Raw genomic sequence first — 20075 nt, forward strand, 5'->3', positions numbered from 1 at the left:
TTTTCCCTCCAGAATTATATTTCTTTATTTCGTATAGTCATAAGTATGAAAGAAAAACGCTTTCACTCTCAACGTTTGTGATTTCACCTTTTCAAGCAAGTGAAATCACTTCACTAAATTATAGATTAATATAGCGAAAAAAGCTAGTATAATGAATAAAAATACATCTTTATCCTATATATCCATAATTTTCTTTAAATATTCAATTTACAATCACATTAAGGAAAGGTGCCTAAAGCAATGGATTCCTTTATAGAGAATTGTCCACTCACTTTAGACACCCTTACCATTATCTATTTATTTTCTAATTAAAATTCAACTTTTGTACCATAATATGTACATTTTAATAACTCTTCCATTTCTTTTGGAGTGATTGGTCTTGGATTAGATCCAGTACAAGCATCTCCTACTGCTCTTTCAGCAATTAGAGGAAGTTTTTCTAAGAATTCAGCTTCATTGATTCCAAATTCTTTTAAGTTTAATGGAATGCTAAGTTGTTTGTTATATTCAGTAATCTTTGCACATAATGCTTCAACTAAAGCATCTTCTGAATCACCTGTTAATCCAGCACTCTTAGCAATCTCTGCGTATCTAGTCTTTGCATTTTTTGCATTGTATTGAATTACGTATGGTAAATAGATTGCGTTAGCACATCCATGAGGAATATGACCTGTACTAAATACTGCACCTGTCTTATGAGCCATAGAGTGTACAATACCTAATAATGCATTAGAGAATGCTTGTCCAGCAAGACATTGTGCATAATGCATTTGTTCTCTTGCATCTACGTCTCCTTCAAAGGATGCTGGTAAATGTTCAAATACCATTTGAATTGCTTTAATAGCAAGTGGGTCAGTGAATGGTGAATTAAGTGTTGAAACATAAGCTTCAATAGCATGAGTTAATGCATCCATACCAGTATGAGCTGTTAAAGTCTTTGGCATAGTCTGTGCTAAATCAGGATCAACAATTGCTACATCTGGAGTAATGTTGAAATCAGCTAATGGATACTTGATTCCTTTTTCATAATCAGTGATTACTGAGAAAGCTGTAACTTCTGTAGCTGTACCTGAAGTTGAAGGAATTGCAAGGAATTTTGCTTTTTGTCTTAAAGTTGGGAATGAGAATGGTTGAATAATATCTTCAAATGAAGTCTCTGGATATTCATAAAATACCCACATAGCTTTTGCTGCATCAATTGGTGATCCACCACCCATTGCAATGATCCAATCTGGTTCAAATTCTTGCATAGCTTTAGCACCTTTGAATACGGTTTCAACTGAAGGATCTGGTTCTACATTCTCAAATAATAAAGTTTCAATTCCAGCTTCTTTTAGATAACTTTCTACTTTATCAACAAAGCCAAAACGTTTCATGGAACCTCCACCTAAAACGATAATTGCCTTCTTTCCTTTTAACTCTTTCAGATGTTCAAGTGAACCTTTTCCATAATACATATCTCTTGGTAATGTAAATCTCATCATACTTAAATTCCTCCTGTAATATATTATAATTTTCCTGCCCATGTATATTATAACATTAGTGATAATTTTCTTCAATAGCTGACATAATTCTTTTTTATTTGTTTAACAGGATACAAATTGGATTATTTTTCTACTTTTTTTGTACAATTTAGACAGTAATGCTTATTTGATGTATTTGTATGTGTAATACTGAATTTTCGCTCAATAGATATTGCAAATGTTGTTTGATATTTTAACCTACCATTTCCTTGATTAATTCTGGTTGCTTTTTAGATAGATAATTTTCAATCAAACTTATATCCTTTGATTGAACCCAATCTTCTAAATAATCTTTTTCTATAATGACAGGCATTCGATGATGAATATCACTCATTGAGTCATTTGCATTCGTTGTTAAGATAACAAATCTTCTCTCTCCAGCAATCTCATTATAAAAACCAGCCATATATAGCATCTTCTGCTGTTGTATACGGAATAAGTATTTATGTTTCTCTCCCGTTTGATTCCATTCAAAAAAACCTGTACTTGGTATAATGCATCTTCGATTTAATATACTCTCACGGAACATTTTCTTTTCGAATACTGTTTCAGCTCTTGCATTAATGATAACACCTTTATTATTAAAACTTTTAAATCCCCATAACGCAAAATCTGGATCCATATTCTTACCATCCTCTAAGATTACAACTGCCTTATCCGTAGGGAATACTTCACCGTTCTTTATTTTAGCATCATCTCCATACTTATGAAGAATTCGATCCGTCAATTCCCTCATCTCATCTATATCATCATCATAAGTAAATAAAAATCTTCCGCACATAATATCCTCCAATCCGTTGCTTACAACAATACATTTTCTTAAATGCTCTTTTCAATCTATTCTTCTTTCATTTTACCACTAACATGTATAAACTTGTATAAACAATAAAATATTTTCATATAATTTACTAATTATTGATAGACACAGGTGATTGTCTTTGGCAACGATTATTCCTTATAATCGTCAGGATGCAGTAAATTATGCATTAAAATGGGATAGAAAACGTAATCCAAAATACTACGATTTTTCTAATAATGGTGATGACTCTACCAATTTTATATCTCAATGTTTATATGAAGGTTCTGGTATCATGAACAATACGAAAGTGTGGGGCTGGTATTACAATCGCAATCATAATTACTCTCCGTCCTGGACTAATCCCAATTTACTTTATCAATTTCTAACAACGAACACGAAGAAAGGGATCTATGCCAAAGAAGTCCCTATATCACAGATTATGGTAGGCGATGTCATTCAGTTGGCAATTGAGTCCCCAATCTATAACCACTCACTATTAATAACCGATATCTCTACTCCCCTAGCATATGCAAATATCTTAACATCCACGCATGACAGTGATTCTCATTACAGAGCACTGAATACCTATATCTTTGACTCAGTTCGGTTTCTTCATATAGAAGGGGTATATCTATAGAACATATTTATATATCTCTTTAGTTTATATATTTCAAGTTTACTATTTCCTATTCACAATTTAAGACTTTCTTAAGATTTCATGTACCCTGAATTAAGATTTTTATGCTACAATACATATGTTACATATAATTTGCAACATTTAGTAATATATCTTAAAATAATTAGAGTAACTAATATGAGTAGTGTAACAAAAGCCTTTCATAACCTACAATGTTGTATATTGATGTACATTTATTAATTTTGGCGTAGTCCGGCTGAAAACATTGTTTATATTTTGTCAAGACTCAAAGTAAAAATAGGAACGTGAGTGACTATTTTTGCTTGCCTTGAGGCTTGTAAAAAATATAATGTTGGAAGGAAAGGTAGCCAAAATTCATAAATATACAGCAATATACACTCGATAAACTAAAAGAAGGCTTTTCAGACTCTAATCCAAACACACTCTAATGAATCATACATCGTAAAAAACAGGAGGATAATATGTATACAATTTTAGTCTGCGACGATGATAAAGATATCGTTGACGCAATACAAATATATCTAAGTCAGGAAGGATATCAAATATTAAAAGCATATAACGGAATTGAGGCACTTCAAATCATATCATCGAATGAAGTTCACCTCGTATTACTTGATATCATGATGCCAGAGATGGATGGAATTCGAACTACAATTAAATTACGTGAGAATAACAGTTCTCTACCTATCATCTTCTTATCTGCCAAATCAGAAGACAGTGATAAGGTACTAGGCCTTAACATTGGAGCCGATGACTATATTTCCAAACCATTTAATCCACTAGAACTTATAGCAAGAGTTAAATCTTCTTTAAGAAGATATACCAAATTAGGAAGTATAGCCGAAGAAAACAATGTATACCGTTCAGGTGGACTAGTTGTTAATGATGAGCACAAAGAAGTGTATCTTGATGATGAACCTATTAAATTAACACCAATTGAATACAACCTATTAAAATTACTTGTAAAGAACAAAGGAAAAGTCTTCTCAATTCATGAAATATATGAACAGATCTGGAATGAGCCCTCCTATGGCGCTGATAATATTGTTGCTGTTCATATAAGACACATTAGAGAAAAGATTGAGATCAATCCCAAAGAACCAAAATACCTAAAAGTAGCTTGGGGAATCGGATATAAGATAGAAAGTTATTAAGGAGCAGACGATGAAAACTCTAAAAAGATCCTTTACTATGAAAGTAGTCATCCAATGCCTTCTATTCATAGCAGGAGGTGCTATTTTATTAAGTACTTGTAATTTTAATAAATATATTAGTGTTTATCCAAACGGTACAAACTCTTTTTATGAAACAGATTATTTACATGCGAAATATTTGAAATATATTGAGCGACTTGCGGAGTATATACAATATACGGAACGTGGATATAAAGTTGATAGTAATCAAGTCTATGAAGATTCTTACATTGACTCCATTATATCAATGGAAGATTCCATCGATGAGCGTAACTCTTCGAATTCAAGTCTAAGCGAATCTTCATTGGATTCTGTTGAAAGCGACTATACTGATCAAGATACTTTTGAATTCTATAATTATAAATTAAATATCCAAGATACTAACTTCGTATACTATGTTCAGAATCTTAAGACGGGTAAAGTATATTCTTCTCCAAGTCTTGAGAAAATTATAAATAATAAGGCAAAGCTTACTAGCTTTTTAAAGAATATTGGTGATAATAATGCCTATCTCGTTCTTAACACCAAGACTTCAAGATATGTAACGAATCTTGATAGTAAAAAAGGTTATCTAAGCACTGATAACATAAGTTGGGTAATAAAGTGTATGACAGGTTCTCTAGGAACGATATCCCCACCTAAGAATTCTTCTGGTGCAAGCTCTACCATTACTACTACGGATAATGAATACTTAGTATATACTTGTCTGTATGATAACATGCCTTACCATGATGAATTCAATGAACATTACCTTATATTTCAATCCTTGTACAACAATTATGTTCATTCCTTTTATATCATTCCAATATCATTATTACTATTTGCTATTTTATTTGTAATATCTATATATCAAAGTGGCCATAGAAAAAAGAATACTGGAATTAACCTTTTATCCATTGATAAGATCTATGTTGATTGGCTATTTGTCTCAACTTTTTGTGTTGCTTCCATCTTTTATAGTTACTTTTACATGCCATTTATAGATCGCGTCTCTGATAAAGTTCATACAAGAATCGACGTTATACCGTTATTCAAGTATCTATTTTGGTATCCAATTATTTTTTTATTAGTATATAGCTGTATTCGAAGAATTAAAAATAAAACCTTATTTAAGAGTACTTTTTCCTATAAGATTTACCGCAAAACTAGTACTGCTATTCATTTATTCTTTGAAAATAAGAACCTAACATATAGAGCAATCTTTTACTTGCTTATCTTCATTCTTGTAAAATTTATTGCGACGTTATTCTTATTTGATGGTTCCTCTTTTGGAACCATGATGTACTATATTATTTCAGCTATCGCTTATATATACGTTGCAAATATTCTGATAAAGTTGGCAGCCCAATTAAATGTATTGATTACTGAGACTAAAAAAATTACAGAAGGTAACTTAACGCATAAGATTCCCGAAGATGAGCTCGATCATTCTATGAGAAAATTAGGAACATACATCAATAGCATTGGAGATGGATTATCTGCTGCCGTTGATGAAAAATTAAAGAGCGAACGTCTTAAAACAGAACTTATCACCAACGTCTCACATGATATTAAAACTCCACTTACCTCTATTATTAATTTTGTTGATTTATTAAAGAAGGAAAAAATCGAAAGCGAAAATGCAAAATCCTATTTAGAGATTCTTGAAACGAAATCATGGAGGTTAAAAACTTTGATTGAAGACCTTGTTGAAGCTTCAAAAGCTTCTTCTGGTACAATTAATATGAACCTAGAAAGACTTAACATTGTAGAATTGATTCGCCAATCCGTCGGTGAATTCGAAGACAGGTTCAAAGAACGTAATCTTGATATGGTGATTCAGATCTCAGAAGAACCGATCTATATCTTAGCAGATGGAAGAAGCACGTTCCGTATCATCGAAAATATTTTTTCTAATGTAAATAAATATGCTCTAAACGGAACTAGGGTCTATATTGATGTTATAAAGAACGAAGGTAAAGTTAATGTTTCTGTTAAAAATATTTCTGCGAATCAGTTAAATATTGATTCAAATGAATTAATGGAGCGATTTGTTCGAGGTGATATCTCTAGAAATACTGAAGGTAGTGGACTTGGGTTATCGATATCGAAGAGTCTTGCTGCATTACAGAATGCGACTTTTGATATTATACTGGATGGGGATTTATTCAAGGCTGTTGTTGTATTTACTACGATTGAATAGGGTATTTTAATCAACTAATTTCGCAGTGGGAAGTTATTGAATACTTGATAAATTCAGATTTAGGTTGTAGAAATTACCAGGATGGAAACTTTTACATCTTTGTTCCCACTCCTTATTTGGAAGCTACTAATGGTTTATAACTTTGATAAAACAGATATAAAAAGTCCAAACTCCTCACTTCGTTCGTCAAACATTGAACTTTTTATATCTAAATCAAAGTTTTAAACCATAAGTTGCTTCACAAAACGTCATAGTCACGTCGATGCATAAGTTTCCATCCTGGTAATTCATTTACTTTGCGACTGAATTTGTCAAGTATGATATAGGTTTTGGAACTGCGAAATGTGAAGTTCTTAGTAGATAACTTAAAATGTCCCTTGATGTTTGTGTAAGCATTGTTCTAAATTATTAGGAATAAATTCCTACATAATATTAGAAAAATACTTCTAAACATCACGGGACATTTTTATTTATTACTAATATCAAACATTGAACAAATAACTAAAAGCAATCCAATTCCAAGGAATAAAGTTTGTCACAAGGCTTTCATTTTTGAAACCAGTATCCAATATAATACTTTATTTCTTTAAGTATTTAAGTTTTATCTCAGCTCATCAAGTGATTCTATTTTTGACAGATATGAATTTCCATATCTTTTATCAGCACTTACATCTTCATCAAACCAGTCTGGCTTATTAAAATCTTTTGCTGATTCTTCATCTGTAAATTCTACTTCTGCAAAGAATAATCCTTTTAGTCTTCCTTCAAATATATCAAGTTCAGCGGTTAAGTTACTTTCTAACGGAATAAGATATCTTGTTTTACGTATTAGGTTATTATCTACTTTTTCTCTAAGATGTTCATATGCTTCTTTGGTTAATGGCAATTCTACTTCATTATTTACACATAGATCTTTTCCCGCCTGTTCAGGTAATCCAAACTTAGATTTGTAAGTTAGTATATAATCTTCATTACTTTTTCGGATACGAACTATAGGATTGGTGGATAAATATCCTTGTTCTATTTTTTTTTTGTTATATTGTTCTAATTTATCTGGTAAAGTTTTGATTGTAAATTTCTTCTCTATTTCCATTGATTTCTCCCTTTTGTTGCTTACCCACTCCCTCTATTACATCAAAATTAATGGTAGTAAAGTATAGGAGCTCGTAATGATTATTCACATACTACTGATTTATTACTTGGTACTTGCGATTCTGCTTACCTATTATATCCCAATCTCAGGCTTATATTCAAGACTTATAAATAAGAAGGTGATACTGTTATAGAAGGACCTCATGAGCCAAACTTTGCGCCCTGTTATACAATTAAACATAAACATCCTTTTTTTGTACCAAACCAAGCAATTAATCTAGTCTGAAAATAACCTCTATAGATAATTTCTTCTGCAAATCCAACAAAAATGAACTCAATATATTGTATTGGTAACATTATACAGTAATATAGGTAAATGTACAACTAAAAGGGACTGTTGCACTAACTGCTGATATCAATCAGCTAGTGCGACAGTCCCTTTTTAATTAATTATTACTTAGATCATCACCATTGCTTGCTATAACTTTTTTATACCAATGAAATGATTTCTTTTTCTTTCGACTAAGATCTTTCAGATCAAATTCATCACGATTGACGTAAATGAATCCATATCTCTTTACAAATCCTTGATGTGTACTAATTAAGTCGATTGCAGACCAAGGACAGAAACCGAATAGATCTACACCATCCTCAACGGCTAATCTTGCTTGTTCGATATGTTTGGCTAGATATTCTATACGATAATCATCGATAATATCACCATTTTCATTTTCCTTATCATAAGCTCCAAGACCATTTTCGGTAATAATCATTGGTAACTGGTAACGGTCATAGACTTCTCTAAGGGTAATTCGAAAACCATCTGGATCTATTTCCCATCCGAATTCTGTTCTTTGTAAATATCCATTACTATCTCCATTATAGAAACCTGGTTCCCCAACGGCTATTTGCTGGTCTCCGCCTTTCTGTTCCTCTAAATCTTTCTCTCCATCACTTACTGTTGCCGTTGAATAATAATTGAATGCAATAAAATCTGGGTTCGCACCTTTTAATGCTTCCATGTCACCCTCAAGGATCTCTGGAGTGAGACCTTTCTTCTGCATAAAATTCCATGCTACTACATTATATCTTCCGTATACCGCCATATCTAAGTATAGCCAGTTTCGAATGGCATTAAAATTCTGACTTGCAATGATGTCTTTTGGATTACATGACTTTGGATATACATAAGCTATATTTGGAGCAGGTCCAATCTTAGCTTCTGGAACCATTGAATGAAGTAATTTCATAGTTAATGCTTGTGCGATTAACATATGATGATTTTGTTGATAGAGAATTTTCTGTATACTCGATTCATCCATTTCCAATGTTCCAATTGCAGCACCATGCAGAATCATCATATTCTGCTCATTAATTGTTAGCCAATACTTAACACGACTTCCATAGTTCTCAAATAGAACCTTTGCATAATTAACAAAAGCATCAATCGTAGCTCGATTTGACCAGCCACCCTTTTTCTCAAGTTCGTATGGCAAATCAAAGTGATACATTGTAATTAGCGGTTCAATTCCATACTTTAAACATTCATCAATCACATCACTGTAATGCTTAATTCCTAATTCATTTACTTCTCCATCACCGTCTGGAATGATTCTTGTCCAAGCAATAGAGAATCGATATGTCTTAAATCCCATCTCAGCCATTAAAGCAATGTCTTCTTTGTATCTATGATAATGATCGGATGCCACTGTAAAATCGGATGTTCCTTCAAATACTTTCTTAACATCCTGTACAGATTGACCTTTTCCATCTTCTGCTGATGCTCCCTCTACTTGATATGCTGATGTTGATGCTCCCCACAAAAAACCTTCTTTATATTTATTCATCCTAATCGTTCCTTTCTTTTGATATCATTTTATATGTTTAGTTTAATATAAAGCGCTTCACACCACTGATTATATTTCGCCAAAGGTGACTGATGTGAGCTAGTGTAAACTAGTTTGTTACTATCTAATGCGTAATTTAACTATATCAAAAAAATAATGATTCAACTATACTTTGCAAGAAGGATGGTTTCGTATTTCATAAGTTGATACTTATTTTCTAAATAATTGCATCTTTTTTGACTTATTTATGTCATGAACGATATTTTTTATCTTACCTTGGCTCTGCCATTTCATATATTGGTTGCATGATAAGAGTATTTTCAATTATAATATTTTAATACAATATTGAATTAGATAAATTAAGATAGATAGTATTAGAGCTTCAAAAGCCTTTTGAACCTTAATCCTAGAAAGGTAATTACGAAAATTATATAGTCAATTAAAATATAGAACTAGAAAGGAACGTATATGAGCATCCTAGAGCAGCTAAAAGATATCGATCATTTTTCAGAATCCGAAAAGCACATTATTCATTACCTTCTGAATGCACCTGAGACAATTTTGGACTTTTCCGTGAAAGATTTAGCAAAAGTATGTTATACAAGCCCTTCTACAGTAACGAGGCTTGTCAATAAATTAAACAATAATAAAGGATTTAACCATTTTAAAGCTACTTTTTTTAGTGAGATAACGCATATGAATCATCTAAAAGAAGAGCAAATTAGTATCACATCAAATGAAACGGCATTTTCCATTATAAATAAAGTTGCTACACTTGAAATAGAAGCAATAGAAAAGACCAAAGAATCTATGAATTATGAAACTTTAGCAAAGGTGTCCTATTTATTAAACACGGCAAAGCAAATCGAATTCTTCGGCTTTGATAACAATCTTCATCTGGTTAAGAGTAGCTTAAATCGTATGCTAGCCCTCGGAAAACAAGTTATTATTCATGATTCAACAAACGCGCAATATTATCAGGCATTAACTTCAACCAAAGATTGTGTTGCGCTGATCGTAAGTCGAACTGGCGAAAATCGCAAACTAATTGACCTTATGAAATTATTGAAAGAGAGAAACGTACCTATCATAACACTGACGCCTAACAAGCAATCCTCGATAGGTAAACTAAGTAATTATTTTATCCCTGTGGTAAATGATTTAAACCTAGAGATTGTAGGTAACATCTTATTCGATACTTCTCTTCAATATATTTTAAATATCCTATGTGGTATTTTATTTGCTAAAAACTATGAAGCAAATCATGAAATATTAAGTACTTATTCTAAGTCATTTGATTATATATATTAATTCTGATTATGGTATCGAATTCCCATGACTCATTTATATTCGTAGTACGTAAGTGAGTAAAGTTTATAAATAAACTTGTCGCTTGCTATGAAACTTGTAAAAAATATGATAAGTTTGTTTTGTAAACTTTACTGAGGGAAAGGTAGCCAAAATTCATAATTTAGTGCAGTGATTTCACTTGCTTGCAAGAGTGAAATCACAAACGTTGAGAGTGAAAGCGTTTTTCTTTCACTCTTATACAGCATTATACACTCAGTACAATAAAATAAGGCTTTTGACCCCAGGATCACCCTATCTTAGCCTCAGAAGAAAACGTGTAGCATGCAAATAAGGGATTATAGAAATATATCTATAATCCCTTTTACAATCATTTCATATCCAGCTTCAATACACTATGTTCTGCATCGCTATTATGCTACCTTTTATAACAAAAGCGATTTCTTTTCTTTCTAAATATTATGCTATTTTTTATCCAGCAATTCAAAATTATTATATAATTTCTTTAAAGCTTTCTTTTCAATTCTAGATACATAAGATCTTGATATTCCTAACTTGATAGCAATCTCTCTTTGTGTCACTTCTTCTCCAATGCCTAGTCCATATCGTAATTCAATTATTTGTCTCTCTCTTTGTGTTAACACACTACCTATTAGATTATATAGTTTCTTGACATTGTCTTCTAATTCAAGATTCTCAACAACATCTGCATCCACACATTCAATGACATCAAGTAAATTTATCTCGTTTCCTTCTCGGTCAGCTCCAATTGGTTCATATAGATAGACTTCTTTGGATAACTTCTTAGCATTCCGTAACATCATCAGAAGTTCGTTCTCAATACATTTTGAGGCATAGGTCGCCAATCGAATGCCTTTATCCATATCGAAGTTATCAATCGCTTTGATTAAACCGATCGTACCAATTGATATTAAATCATCTACTTCTCTATCACCAACATTGTACTTTTTAACAATGTGTGCTACTAACCGTAAGTTGCGTTCAATGAGAGTATCTCTCGCTTCTTTACAACCATCTTTACATTGTTTAAGGTATTCTTTTTCTTCCTTGGTGCTTAGTGGCTTAGGAAATGATTTCACGAAGATAAGCACCTCAATAATGTGGTTTATTATTAGTTTATGATTTGGTGATAAAATAAGTGCCTTTCCCAAATACTATTTTTTCAAAGAACTAATCCTTTTATATTTCTTTTTCATTTTCTTTTTATATCATGACTGAATCCAATCCTCATATAAAATAAAAAAGATATAGTAAATATTGATTCTACTTACTATATCTTTTGATTCTCTATATTACAATATATTATCTTATTTTTAATTTATGTTATATATAATCTATGTTTATATATAACTTTTGTATTATAATAAAGATGGGGAGTAAAATGCTTTTGACCCCAACTTTATTATTTAAAAATATATTTTTAAATCAGTGTTATTAATCTTCTTTTTTTCGTATTAAATCAAACTTTTCTAAATCTACACCAAAATCAACAAAGATCTTTTGCTTAGGATGTGGGCAGCTTTCCATGTCACAACCATTTTCATCAGTAATCTTAAGAACAGTCGCTTGCACATTCTCTCCACTTGGTTTCATAATCTCTACTGTTTCTCCAACAGAGAACTTATTTCTTTGTTCTAATTCGTATAATCCAGCTTCATTTTTACCATTAATAATACCTAAGTAAGTGTATTCTTTCACATACGTATTATTATCATAGATTTGTGTATTCTGATCTGGTTTACCATAGAAGAAACCTGTAGTAAATTGACGATACGTACATTTTGCTATTTCTTCTTTATAATGAGGGATATTCTTCTTATAAAGTTCAGGATCAGCAAAATAATCATCGATTGCTTGGCGATAGGTTCTTGTTACCGCTGCTACATAAAGTGCTGTCTTCATACGTCCTTCTATCTTGAAACTATCAATTCCTGCAGTAACTAGATCATCAACGTGCTCAATCATGCAAAGATCTTTGGAATTAAAGATATAACTTCCTCTTTCATTCTCATAGACTGGCATGTATTCACCTGGACGAGTTTCCTCTGCTAGGTTATACTTCCAACGACATGGATGTGTACATTCACCTTTATTCGCATCTCTTCCAGTCATAAAGTTACTTAATAAGCATCTTCCTGAATACGCCATACACATAGCACCATGGACAAAGGTTTCAATCTCTAGCTCATCTGGAATATTAGCACGAATATCAGCTATTTCTTTTACAGATAATTCTCTTGCAGACACAACTCTAGTCGCACCCATTCGGTTCCAAAAACGATAAGTAGCGTAATTTACGTTGTTTGCTTGTGTACTTATGTGCTTTTCAATATCAGGAATTACATCCATCGCAATGGAGAATACCCCTGGATCCGAGATTATTACAGCATCTGGTTGAATCTCCTTTAGCTCTTTGAAATACTCTTCAACACCATCTAGATCATCGTTATGCGCTGTAATGTTAGCTGTAATATAGACCTTTTTACCATGTTCATGAGCATAAGCTATACCTTTCATCATATCTTCCTTTGAGAAGTTCTTTGCTTTTGCTCTTAATCCAAACATTTCTCCACCAATGTATATTGCATCGGCGCCATAAGTGACAGCTACTTTTAATACCTCTAGATTACTTGCGGGTATTAATAATTCTGGTTTTTTCATTTGATTCTCTCTCTTTCTATGTGGCCCATGTTTCCATAGCATGGACCGGATTTATATATATAAACCATAATGGTTTCTATAAACCTAGTAAGCATACAACCCATTAAATGATAGAGCACCATTTACTGTATTATTAAATCATTGCTTTATTTCACTCTTGTACTAAGAGTCACTCCATCACCAATAGGAAGTACTATTGTATCAAATTCGTCCATGTGTGTCAATGTATAGAGATACTCTCTCATTCTACTATGAATGGTACGGTTTCTTCTTGTGACACCATATCTAGATTGAACAATATCTCCATCTTGAAGAACATTATCCGATACTAAAAGTCCTCCAACTGGTAGTAGTTTCATAATCTCAGGTAGAAAATTAATGTATTGACCCTTGGCTGCATCCATGAACATAAAGTCATACTTTCCTTCCTTTAAGGTTAATTCCTTCAATATGTCAATCGCATCTCCCTCTAATAGGGTGATTTTACTTTCTCTGCCTGCACTTCGAATATTCTCTTTCGCTTTTTCAATACGAGAAGGCATCTTTTCAATTGTTGTGATATGAGCTGTATCTGGCATGTATTCACTCATAAGAATAGAAGAAAACCCAACTGCAGCACCTACCTCAAGAATATTTTCTGGTTTATTGTTTGTTAATAAAAATCTTAACAAAGACTGTGTTGCTTTTTTTATAATAGGTACATTGTCTGCTAACGCCTGTTCCTCTATTTCCTTTAAAAATTTTGGTGGTTCTTTTTCTAATGAAAATATATAAGCACCAATCCGTTCATTTACAATCATCTTATCCTCCTTTGCAGCATTATCTGCAAATTTACTATATATTTATCAAATGATTCGAAGCTCAAAAGCCTTTCATAACATACATTGTGTATATTGATGTATGATTATGAATTTAGGCGTAGTCCGGCTGAAAGCAACGTTTATATTTTGTCAAGACTCAAAGCGAAAATAGGAACGTTAGTGAGTATTTTCGCTTGTAATGAGGCTTGTAAAAAATATGATGCTTGAGGGAAAGGTAGCCCAAATTCATAATTATACAGCAATATACACTCAGTAAACTAAAATAAGGCTTTTGCCTCTCGAATTATCATTATTATCTTTTCCTTTAAAAAAGCTGTCCCATTTCAGGACAGCCTTACATTTTATATTCACTACTCTTTTGATACTTTATCCTTATTTGAAGCTACCTTGGTGATTACATCAAGAATTTCGCTATAAGTCATCGAAGAATTTAAAATATACTTACCTGGTAAAATAGCTTGTTCTGTAAGTTTTGCTTTTACAAAAAATGAATATTTATCTGCAATCAATCGATTTGATTCAAGCACCTTAGCAAGGTCTAAAGTTGATTCTCCTTTATTTACCTTTATCTGTGCCTCATGACCTGGCTTAGAATCAACGACTACGTTACCAAAGACTTGGTATGAGAAGTTGTATGCTTTTGTTGTCAGCATCATTATTAACAGAATAACTACAACATAAAAAACTAAATTTAGGGACAACTGTAATATAAAACTCATGAATTTCATAAAACTATTCGCTTTACTTCGCTGTGCAGTCATTTACAATTCCCCCTTCATAATTTTTCTTGTCATTATACTTCCATAATAATTGGTAAAATCATAGGATTTCTCTTTGTTTTCTTCCATAAGTAATCACTTAAGGAGTCTTTGATTTCAGTCTTAATCTTACCCCAATCTGTAACGTTTTTACTTAAACATTTATCGAGTGCATTATTCACTACTTCTCTAGCCTCATCCATAAGATTTTCTGATTCTCTAACATATACAAAACCTCTTGATACGATATCTGGTCCTGAAAGTATTTGATTACTGAATTTTTCTAATGTTACAACAACAATTAATAATCCATTTTCTGATAGATGTTGTCTATCTCTTAATACGATATTACCAACATCACCAACACCAAGTCCATCTACTAGGATACCTTGAGCTGGTACTTTACCTACAACTTTACCAGATTCACTGCTTAATTCTAATACATCTCCAGATGAGATAAGGAATATATTGTCTTTATCAATTCCCATAGTCTCAGCTACTTCTGCATGCTTCATAAGATGTCTATATTCACCATGAACTGGTACTGAGTATTTTGGTTTTGTTAATGCATAGATTAATTTAATCTCTTCTTGGCAAGCATGTCCTGATACATGCGTATCTTGGAAGATGACTTTTGCACCTTTCATTGATAACTCATTAATTACCTTTGATACTGGTTTCTCATTACCTGGGATAGGTGTTGAACTAAAGATTACCGTATCTCCTGGTTTAATTGTAACTTTCTTGTGGATAGAAGCTGCCATTCTTGATAAAGCCGCCATAGCTTCTCCTTGGCTACCTGTCGTAATTAATACGATTTGATCATCAGTATAATTCTTCATCTGCTCAATATCAATTAATATATTTTCAGGCATATTAATATATCCAAGTTCTCTGGCCGTTGTAATAATATTTACCATACTTCTGCCTTCAATAACAACTTTTCGACCATATTTATGAGCGGAATTAATAATCTGCTGAACTCTGTCAACGTTAGAAGCAAAAGTCGCTACAATAATTCTATGCTTTGTATTCTCTGCAAATATATTATCAAAAGCTTTACCAACTGTTCTTTCTGACATGGTATAGCCTGGTCTTTCTATATTAGTACTGTCACATAATAACGCTAATACACCCTTTTTACCAATCTCAGCAAAACGTTGTAGATCAATTACACTACCAAATACTGGTGTATAATCCACTTTAAAGTCACCTGTATGAACAATAATTCCTGCTGGTGAATAGATAGCTAATGCAGCTGAATCAGCAATACTATGATTTGTACGTATAAATTCGATACGGAAGCATCCTAGATTGATACTTTGTCCATATTTTATTACTTTTCTTTTCGTTGATTTTAATAAATTATGCTCTTTTAATTTGTTCTCAATAATTCCTACTGTAAGCTTCGTTGCATAAATAGGAACATTAATATCTTTTAAGACATATGGCAGACCACCAATATGATCTTCATGTCCATGTGTAATGATAAAGCCTTTTACTTTATCAATATTTTCTTTAAGATAAGTCACATCTGGAATTACTAAATCAATTCCTAACATCTCATCTTCTGGGAATGAAAGTCCACAATCTACTACTATAATACTATCTTCGTATTCAAATGCAGTAATGTTCATTCCGATTTGTTCTAATCCTCCAAGAGGAATGATCTTAATCCCCTTGCTTTTTTCTTCTTTTTGTTTCAAAAGATTGCACCTCCAATGGTTTATTTTACTCCATATATTCTAAGTGCATTCCATATTAAATTAGTTTTGAGATTATGATACAATCCGTTAAAACGAAACAATCCAATCTATCCATTAATTATTCTTATCAGAGCATTCCTTGCAATGTCCAAATAATTTCACTTCATGGTCAACAACTTCAAATCCCATAGACTTTTTTATTCTATCCTCTAAAGTCTCGAGTAAATCATCTTCAAACGATAATACTTTACCACAATCTAGGCAAATCAAATGATGATGGTGATGCTTAGTATTCAAATCTGCCATTTTGCCAATTTCATACCTTACGTATCCGTCATCTAAATTCAATTTATCGATAAGGTTTAACTCTGATAATAACTGAATTGTACGGTAAACAGTTGCTAATCCAATCTCAGGATATTTCTCTTTTACAAATTCATATATCTCTTCAGCAGTTAAATGCTTACCAGGTCTATTCTGCAATACTTCAAGAATTGCAACCCTCTGCGTTGTTACCTTTAAACCATTATTTTTTAATAATTCTTTAAATCGTTCCTGATTTTCGGGCATATAATCACCTATCTCTAACAATTTTTCTAGTCTAATTTAATAATTCATGCAATTAAATTCTTTTTAATCATTACATTTCAATATCAATATCATCCAATGTCTCTTCAAAAATCTTAGCAATCAACTTTAATTCATTATCATCTTCAACGATATCATAGATTGCATCTTCATCTTCTTCTTGTGATATATCTTTTAATATTAAAGCTTCCGCTTCATCATCATCTCTATCTGTTACTAATATATAATTAATTCCATTCAGTTTTGTTTGTTCTAAAACATAAAACTCAATCTCTTCATTATCTTCAGTTGTAAAAATTAATTTTTCTTGTTCCATACAGCAAACGCTCCTTATACTTCTTACATAGTTGCTACTAATCCGAATGATTGCAACATTTATATCGATTCTTTATTTATATTCTCTTGGAACTTTAGCCCGTCTAGATAACCTTGCAATATAAATACTGCCGCTACTTTATCTACAACTTTACTTCTATCTTCTCTTCGAACATCACCTTCTATTAATGTTTGATGAGCTGCTACAGTTGATAGTCTTTCATCCCATAAGATTACTTCTTTATTGGTTCTTCTTTTTAACATCTCAGCAAATTCTTCGGACTTAAGTGCACGGTCTCCCACTGTATTATTCATATTCTTAGGATATCCTAATACAATTCTATCGACGTTATATTCTATGATTAAAGCTTCTATTCTTGCTAATGTTTGTCTTAATTTATTTTCTTGCTGTCTTCTAATAACTTCTATACCTTGCGCTGTTAGAAGAAGTTCATCACTGATTGCTACACCAACAGTTGTTGAGCCATAATCAAGCCCCATAATCCTCATATAAAACTCCATTCAGGGATACTTTATCCCTTATTCTATTTAATTTCCTATTGTTCGATTTCTACGATAATCAAATTCTATTCTAAATATAATCATCAAATTAATATTATTTTCAATGGAAGCCTTTTTATATAAATTGGAAGTGAAAACTTATCTTAGATTACGATTAATATAGTCTTTTAATAATTCTTCTAAAATTTCATCCTTTTCCACTTTCATAATTAAACTTCTCGCACCATTATGGCTTGTGATATAGGTTGGGTCACCAGACATTACATAACCGACAATTTGGTTTACAGGATTATAACCTTTTTCAGTTAATGCATTATATACCTTTGCTAAAATGTCTTTTACTTTAATCTCTGGCTCTTTCTTTACTTTAAAATACTGAGTGTTATGAATCTCTTGCATTCTTTCACGTCCTTTCTTATAATCTAGTCCATGAAGATGTATTATAACTATGATCTTGTACAATTAAAAGGCTTCCATTGAATTTTATTTACTATCTAATTGTACTTTCATTATCTGTTATAATATTCTAAGTTATATATATATTAATATAAATTTCTAAAAAATTCAATCTATTATTTCACATAACAGAATATCGTTCTTTCGTTCACCTGTTACTTTTACTCTAATTATTTGATTAGAGTAGTCTTTATCATTAGGTATTCCTAATTTTACATATCTTTCGTTATGACCTATCTGATATTTCACATCATCTATAGTAACCTCTTCTTCTACTAAGAGATTCTGAGTTTTTCCTATAAAATAATCTTGATAATTATTTCTTAGATTACTTTCTAATTCGATTAATTCATTGCTTCTCTCATGCTTGATCTTATCATCAACTTGATTTGGCATTAGCTCCGCTTTTGTCCCTTTTCTTTTTGAATATTTAAAGATGTGCATTTGAGCAAAAGATACTTCCTCAAGGAAATTCTTAGAATCTATAAAATCTTCTATGGTTTCTCCTGGGAATCCCACAATAACATCTGTTGTTATCGCTGGATGTTCAAAGTATTTTCTCAACAATTCGCATTTCTCAAAATATTCTTCTTTTGTATATTTACGATTCATTCTCTTAAGTGTGTTATTACATCCACTTTGAAGAGAAAGGTGAAAATGTGGACAGAATTTCTTATTTTCAGATAATGTTTTCGCAAATTCTTCTGTTATAATTCTAGGTTCTAGGGAACCTAATCGGATTCTTTCAATTCCTTCCACCATGCTAATTTCACAGATTAAATTCAATAAATCAGACTCATTTTTATTATAATCCATCGTTTCTAATGTACTATTGTAAGACGTCTCTTGATTTGTTATTTGGTTAGTCTCTTCGCTAGTTACTTGTTGACTCGCTTTATTAAAGTCAATTCCATATGAGGATAAATGAATTCCTGTTAGAACAATTTCTTTGTATCCTTTTTCTACTAAACGCTTTACTTCGCCTGTAATTTCCTCCTTCTTTCTACTTCTAACTCGCCCTCTGGCATAAGGAATAATACAATAGGAACAGAATTGATTACATCCATCTTGAATCTTAATATAAGCTCTTGTCTTCTCACCCATGGATTCAATTCTTAATTCTTCATATTCACTTTCTCTATCTATATCTATTATTGCCTGATTATTTAATTTATTCTCGATATAACCATGAAGAATATCAACGATATAGCTTTTTTGATTATTTCCTACTACTACATCAATCATTTCATCTGCTTCAAGGGTATCTTTTGCTGCTTGTACATAACAACCAGCAGCAACTACAATTGCATTTTCATTATTCTTCTTTGCTTTATGAAGCATTTGTCTAGATTTACGATCGGCTATATTGGTTACTGTACATGTATTGATAACATAAATATCTGCTTCCTCATGAAATTCTTTAATTTCACAACCAGCATCTTCGAATAATTTCTTCATTGCGTCTGTTTCATATGAGTTTACTTTACATCCCAATGTTAAAAAAGCTACTCTTCTATTTAAAGAAATGCTCGTATTTCTTATATCCATTGCTTCATCTATATTATTTATTTCTTTCATTTCAATTCCTTTCGGTACAAATTGCCCTAATTGTATCTTAACATTTT

General features: G+C 31.8%; 19 protein-coding genes. 4 read left to right on the plus strand and 15 right to left on the minus strand.

Annotation, left to right across the window (positions count from 1 at the left end; genetic code table 11):
* Positions 1–308: 308 nt before the first annotated feature.
* Both bsdtb5_RS15075 and bsdtb5_RS15080 read right to left on the minus strand, forming a co-directional pair.
* The gene (locus bsdtb5_RS15075; protein WP_271712803.1) at positions 309–1484 is read right to left on the minus strand and encodes an iron-containing alcohol dehydrogenase; all 1176 of its coding nucleotides are present in this window, start codon (positions 1482–1484) and stop codon (positions 309–311) included.
* Between the two features lie 232 nt (positions 1485–1716).
* Positions 1717–2304: an SOS response-associated peptidase gene (locus bsdtb5_RS15080; protein ID WP_271712804.1), complete on the minus strand. Its 588-nt coding sequence runs from the start codon at positions 2302–2304 to the stop codon at positions 1717–1719.
* A 157-nt stretch (positions 2305–2461) separates the two neighbouring features.
* Here bsdtb5_RS15080 and bsdtb5_RS15085 point away from each other — a divergent pair, with 157 nt between their 5' ends.
* The 3 genes from bsdtb5_RS15085 (at position 2462) to bsdtb5_RS15095 (ending at position 6355) form a co-directional block, all read left to right on the plus strand.
* Entirely contained in the window at positions 2462–2959 is a 498-nt protein-coding gene (locus bsdtb5_RS15085) for an amidase domain-containing protein (protein WP_271712805.1), read from the plus strand.
* Positions 2960–3441: 482 nt separating this feature from the next.
* A complete protein-coding gene (locus tag bsdtb5_RS15090; RefSeq protein WP_271712806.1) occupies positions 3442–4134 on the plus strand; it encodes a response regulator transcription factor in 693 nt (230 codons plus the stop codon).
* A 10-nt stretch (positions 4135–4144) separates the two neighbouring features.
* Positions 4145–6355 (plus strand): sensor histidine kinase, encoded by a 2211-nt coding sequence (locus bsdtb5_RS15095; RefSeq protein ID WP_271712807.1) that lies wholly within the window; start codon positions 4145–4147, stop codon positions 6353–6355.
* A 601-nt stretch (positions 6356–6956) separates the two neighbouring features.
* Here bsdtb5_RS15095 and bsdtb5_RS15100 read toward each other — a convergent pair.
* The 3 genes from bsdtb5_RS15100 to bsdtb5_RS15105 all read right to left on the minus strand — a co-directional run bounded on the left by bsdtb5_RS15100 (position 6957) and on the right by bsdtb5_RS15105 (position 9294).
* Entirely contained in the window at positions 6957–7448 is a 492-nt protein-coding gene (locus bsdtb5_RS15100) for a CYTH domain-containing protein (protein ID WP_271712808.1), read from the minus strand.
* Between the two features lie 224 nt (positions 7449–7672).
* A complete protein-coding gene (locus tag bsdtb5_RS21970; protein ID WP_408628602.1) occupies positions 7673–7804 on the minus strand; it encodes a CPBP family glutamic-type intramembrane protease in 132 nt (43 codons plus the stop codon).
* Positions 7805–7893: 89 nt separating this feature from the next.
* On the minus strand, positions 7894–9294 hold the full coding sequence (locus bsdtb5_RS15105) for a glycoside hydrolase family 1 protein (protein ID WP_271712809.1): 1401 nt from the start codon (positions 9292–9294) through the stop codon (positions 7894–7896).
* Between the two features lie 468 nt (positions 9295–9762).
* Here bsdtb5_RS15105 and bsdtb5_RS15110 point away from each other — a divergent pair, with 468 nt between their 5' ends.
* Entirely contained in the window at positions 9763–10605 is an 843-nt protein-coding gene (locus tag bsdtb5_RS15110; RefSeq protein ID WP_271712810.1) for a MurR/RpiR family transcriptional regulator, read from the plus strand.
* 461 nt (positions 10606–11066) lie between these two features.
* Here the strand turns inward: bsdtb5_RS15110 and sigK are convergent, their stop codons facing one another.
* The 10 genes from sigK to bsdtb5_RS15160 all read right to left on the minus strand — a co-directional run bounded on the left by sigK (position 11067) and on the right by bsdtb5_RS15160 (position 19998).
* A complete protein-coding gene (gene sigK, locus bsdtb5_RS15115; RefSeq protein ID WP_271712811.1) occupies positions 11067–11702 on the minus strand; it encodes an RNA polymerase sporulation sigma factor SigK in 636 nt (211 codons plus the stop codon).
* A gap of 355 nt (positions 11703–12057) precedes the next feature.
* Positions 12058–13284, minus strand: a complete 1227-nt coding sequence (locus bsdtb5_RS15120) for a peptidase U32 family protein (protein WP_271712812.1) — start codon at positions 13282–13284, stop codon at positions 12058–12060.
* Between the two features lie 146 nt (positions 13285–13430).
* On the minus strand, positions 13431–14084 hold the full coding sequence (locus bsdtb5_RS15125; RefSeq protein ID WP_271712813.1) for an O-methyltransferase: 654 nt from the start codon (positions 14082–14084) through the stop codon (positions 13431–13433).
* A 371-nt stretch (positions 14085–14455) separates the two neighbouring features.
* The gene (locus bsdtb5_RS15130) at positions 14456–14866 is read right to left on the minus strand and encodes an MltG/YceG/YrrL family protein (protein WP_271712814.1); all 411 of its coding nucleotides are present in this window, start codon (positions 14864–14866) and stop codon (positions 14456–14458) included.
* 32 nt (positions 14867–14898) lie between these two features.
* Positions 14899–16569 carry a ribonuclease J gene (locus bsdtb5_RS15135; protein WP_271712815.1) on the minus strand — a complete coding sequence of 557 codons (1671 nt, stop codon included), beginning with the start codon at positions 16567–16569 and terminating at the stop codon, positions 14899–14901.
* A 114-nt stretch (positions 16570–16683) separates the two neighbouring features.
* Entirely contained in the window at positions 16684–17139 is a 456-nt protein-coding gene (locus bsdtb5_RS15140; RefSeq protein WP_271712816.1) for a Fur family transcriptional regulator, read from the minus strand.
* Positions 17140–17209: 70 nt separating this feature from the next.
* Positions 17210–17473, minus strand: a complete 264-nt coding sequence (locus tag bsdtb5_RS15145; RefSeq protein ID WP_271712817.1) for a DUF1292 domain-containing protein — start codon at positions 17471–17473, stop codon at positions 17210–17212.
* Between the two features lie 59 nt (positions 17474–17532).
* The gene (ruvX, locus tag bsdtb5_RS15150; protein WP_271712818.1) at positions 17533–17982 is read right to left on the minus strand and encodes a Holliday junction resolvase RuvX; all 450 of its coding nucleotides are present in this window, start codon (positions 17980–17982) and stop codon (positions 17533–17535) included.
* 150 nt (positions 17983–18132) lie between these two features.
* Positions 18133–18393, minus strand: coding sequence for an IreB family regulatory phosphoprotein (locus bsdtb5_RS15155; protein WP_271716119.1), 261 nt, complete (start codon positions 18391–18393; stop codon positions 18133–18135).
* 165 nt (positions 18394–18558) lie between these two features.
* Positions 18559–19998, minus strand: coding sequence for a MiaB/RimO family radical SAM methylthiotransferase (locus bsdtb5_RS15160; protein ID WP_271716120.1), 1440 nt, complete (start codon positions 19996–19998; stop codon positions 18559–18561).
* Positions 19999–20075: the final 77 nt, after the last annotated feature.

The sequence above is a fragment of the Anaeromicropila herbilytica genome (assembly GCF_016591975.1).
GTDB classification, from domain to species: Bacteria; Bacillota; Clostridia; order Lachnospirales; family Lachnospiraceae; genus Anaeromicropila; species Anaeromicropila herbilytica.

Bases quoted from the DNA above. Each gene is read 5' to 3' on its own strand.
- ruvX (WP_271712818.1), bottom strand. From the start codon at position 17,982: ATGAGGATTATGGGGCTTGATTATGGCTCAACAACTGTTGGTGTAGCA.
- bsdtb5_RS15125 (WP_271712813.1), bottom strand. From the start codon at position 14,084: ATGATTGTAAATGAACGGATTGGTGCTTATATATTTTCATTAGAAAAA.
- bsdtb5_RS15080 (WP_271712804.1), bottom strand. From the start codon at position 2,304: ATGTGCGGAAGATTTTTATTTACTTATGATGATGATATAGATGAGATG.
- bsdtb5_RS15155 (WP_271716119.1), bottom strand. From the start codon at position 18,393: ATGCAAGAGATTCATAACACTCAGTATTTTAAAGTAAAGAAAGAGCCA.
- bsdtb5_RS15110 (WP_271712810.1), top strand. From the start codon at position 9,763: ATGAGCATCCTAGAGCAGCTAAAAGATATCGATCATTTTTCAGAATCC.
- bsdtb5_RS15100 (WP_271712808.1), bottom strand. From the start codon at position 7,448: ATGGAAATAGAGAAGAAATTTACAATCAAAACTTTACCAGATAAATTA.
- bsdtb5_RS15160 (WP_271716120.1), bottom strand. From the start codon at position 19,998: ATGGATATAAGAAATACGAGCATTTCTTTAAATAGAAGAGTAGCTTTT.
- bsdtb5_RS15105 (WP_271712809.1), bottom strand. From the start codon at position 9,294: ATGAATAAATATAAAGAAGGTTTTTTGTGGGGAGCATCAACATCAGCA.
- bsdtb5_RS21970 (WP_408628602.1), bottom strand. From the start codon at position 7,804: ATGTTACCAATACAATATATTGAGTTCATTTTTGTTGGATTTGCAGAA.
- bsdtb5_RS15130 (WP_271712814.1), bottom strand. From the start codon at position 14,866: ATGACTGCACAGCGAAGTAAAGCGAATAGTTTTATGAAATTCATGAGT.
- bsdtb5_RS15095 (WP_271712807.1), top strand. From the start codon at position 4,145: ATGAAAACTCTAAAAAGATCCTTTACTATGAAAGTAGTCATCCAATGC.
- bsdtb5_RS15075 (WP_271712803.1), bottom strand. From the start codon at position 1,484: ATGATGAGATTTACATTACCAAGAGATATGTATTATGGAAAAGGTTCA.
- bsdtb5_RS15140 (WP_271712816.1), bottom strand. From the start codon at position 17,139: ATGCCCGAAAATCAGGAACGATTTAAAGAATTATTAAAAAATAATGGT.
- bsdtb5_RS15120 (WP_271712812.1), bottom strand. From the start codon at position 13,284: ATGAAAAAACCAGAATTATTAATACCCGCAAGTAATCTAGAGGTATTA.
- bsdtb5_RS15090 (WP_271712806.1), top strand. From the start codon at position 3,442: ATGTATACAATTTTAGTCTGCGACGATGATAAAGATATCGTTGACGCA.
- bsdtb5_RS15145 (WP_271712817.1), bottom strand. From the start codon at position 17,473: ATGGAACAAGAAAAATTAATTTTTACAACTGAAGATAATGAAGAGATT.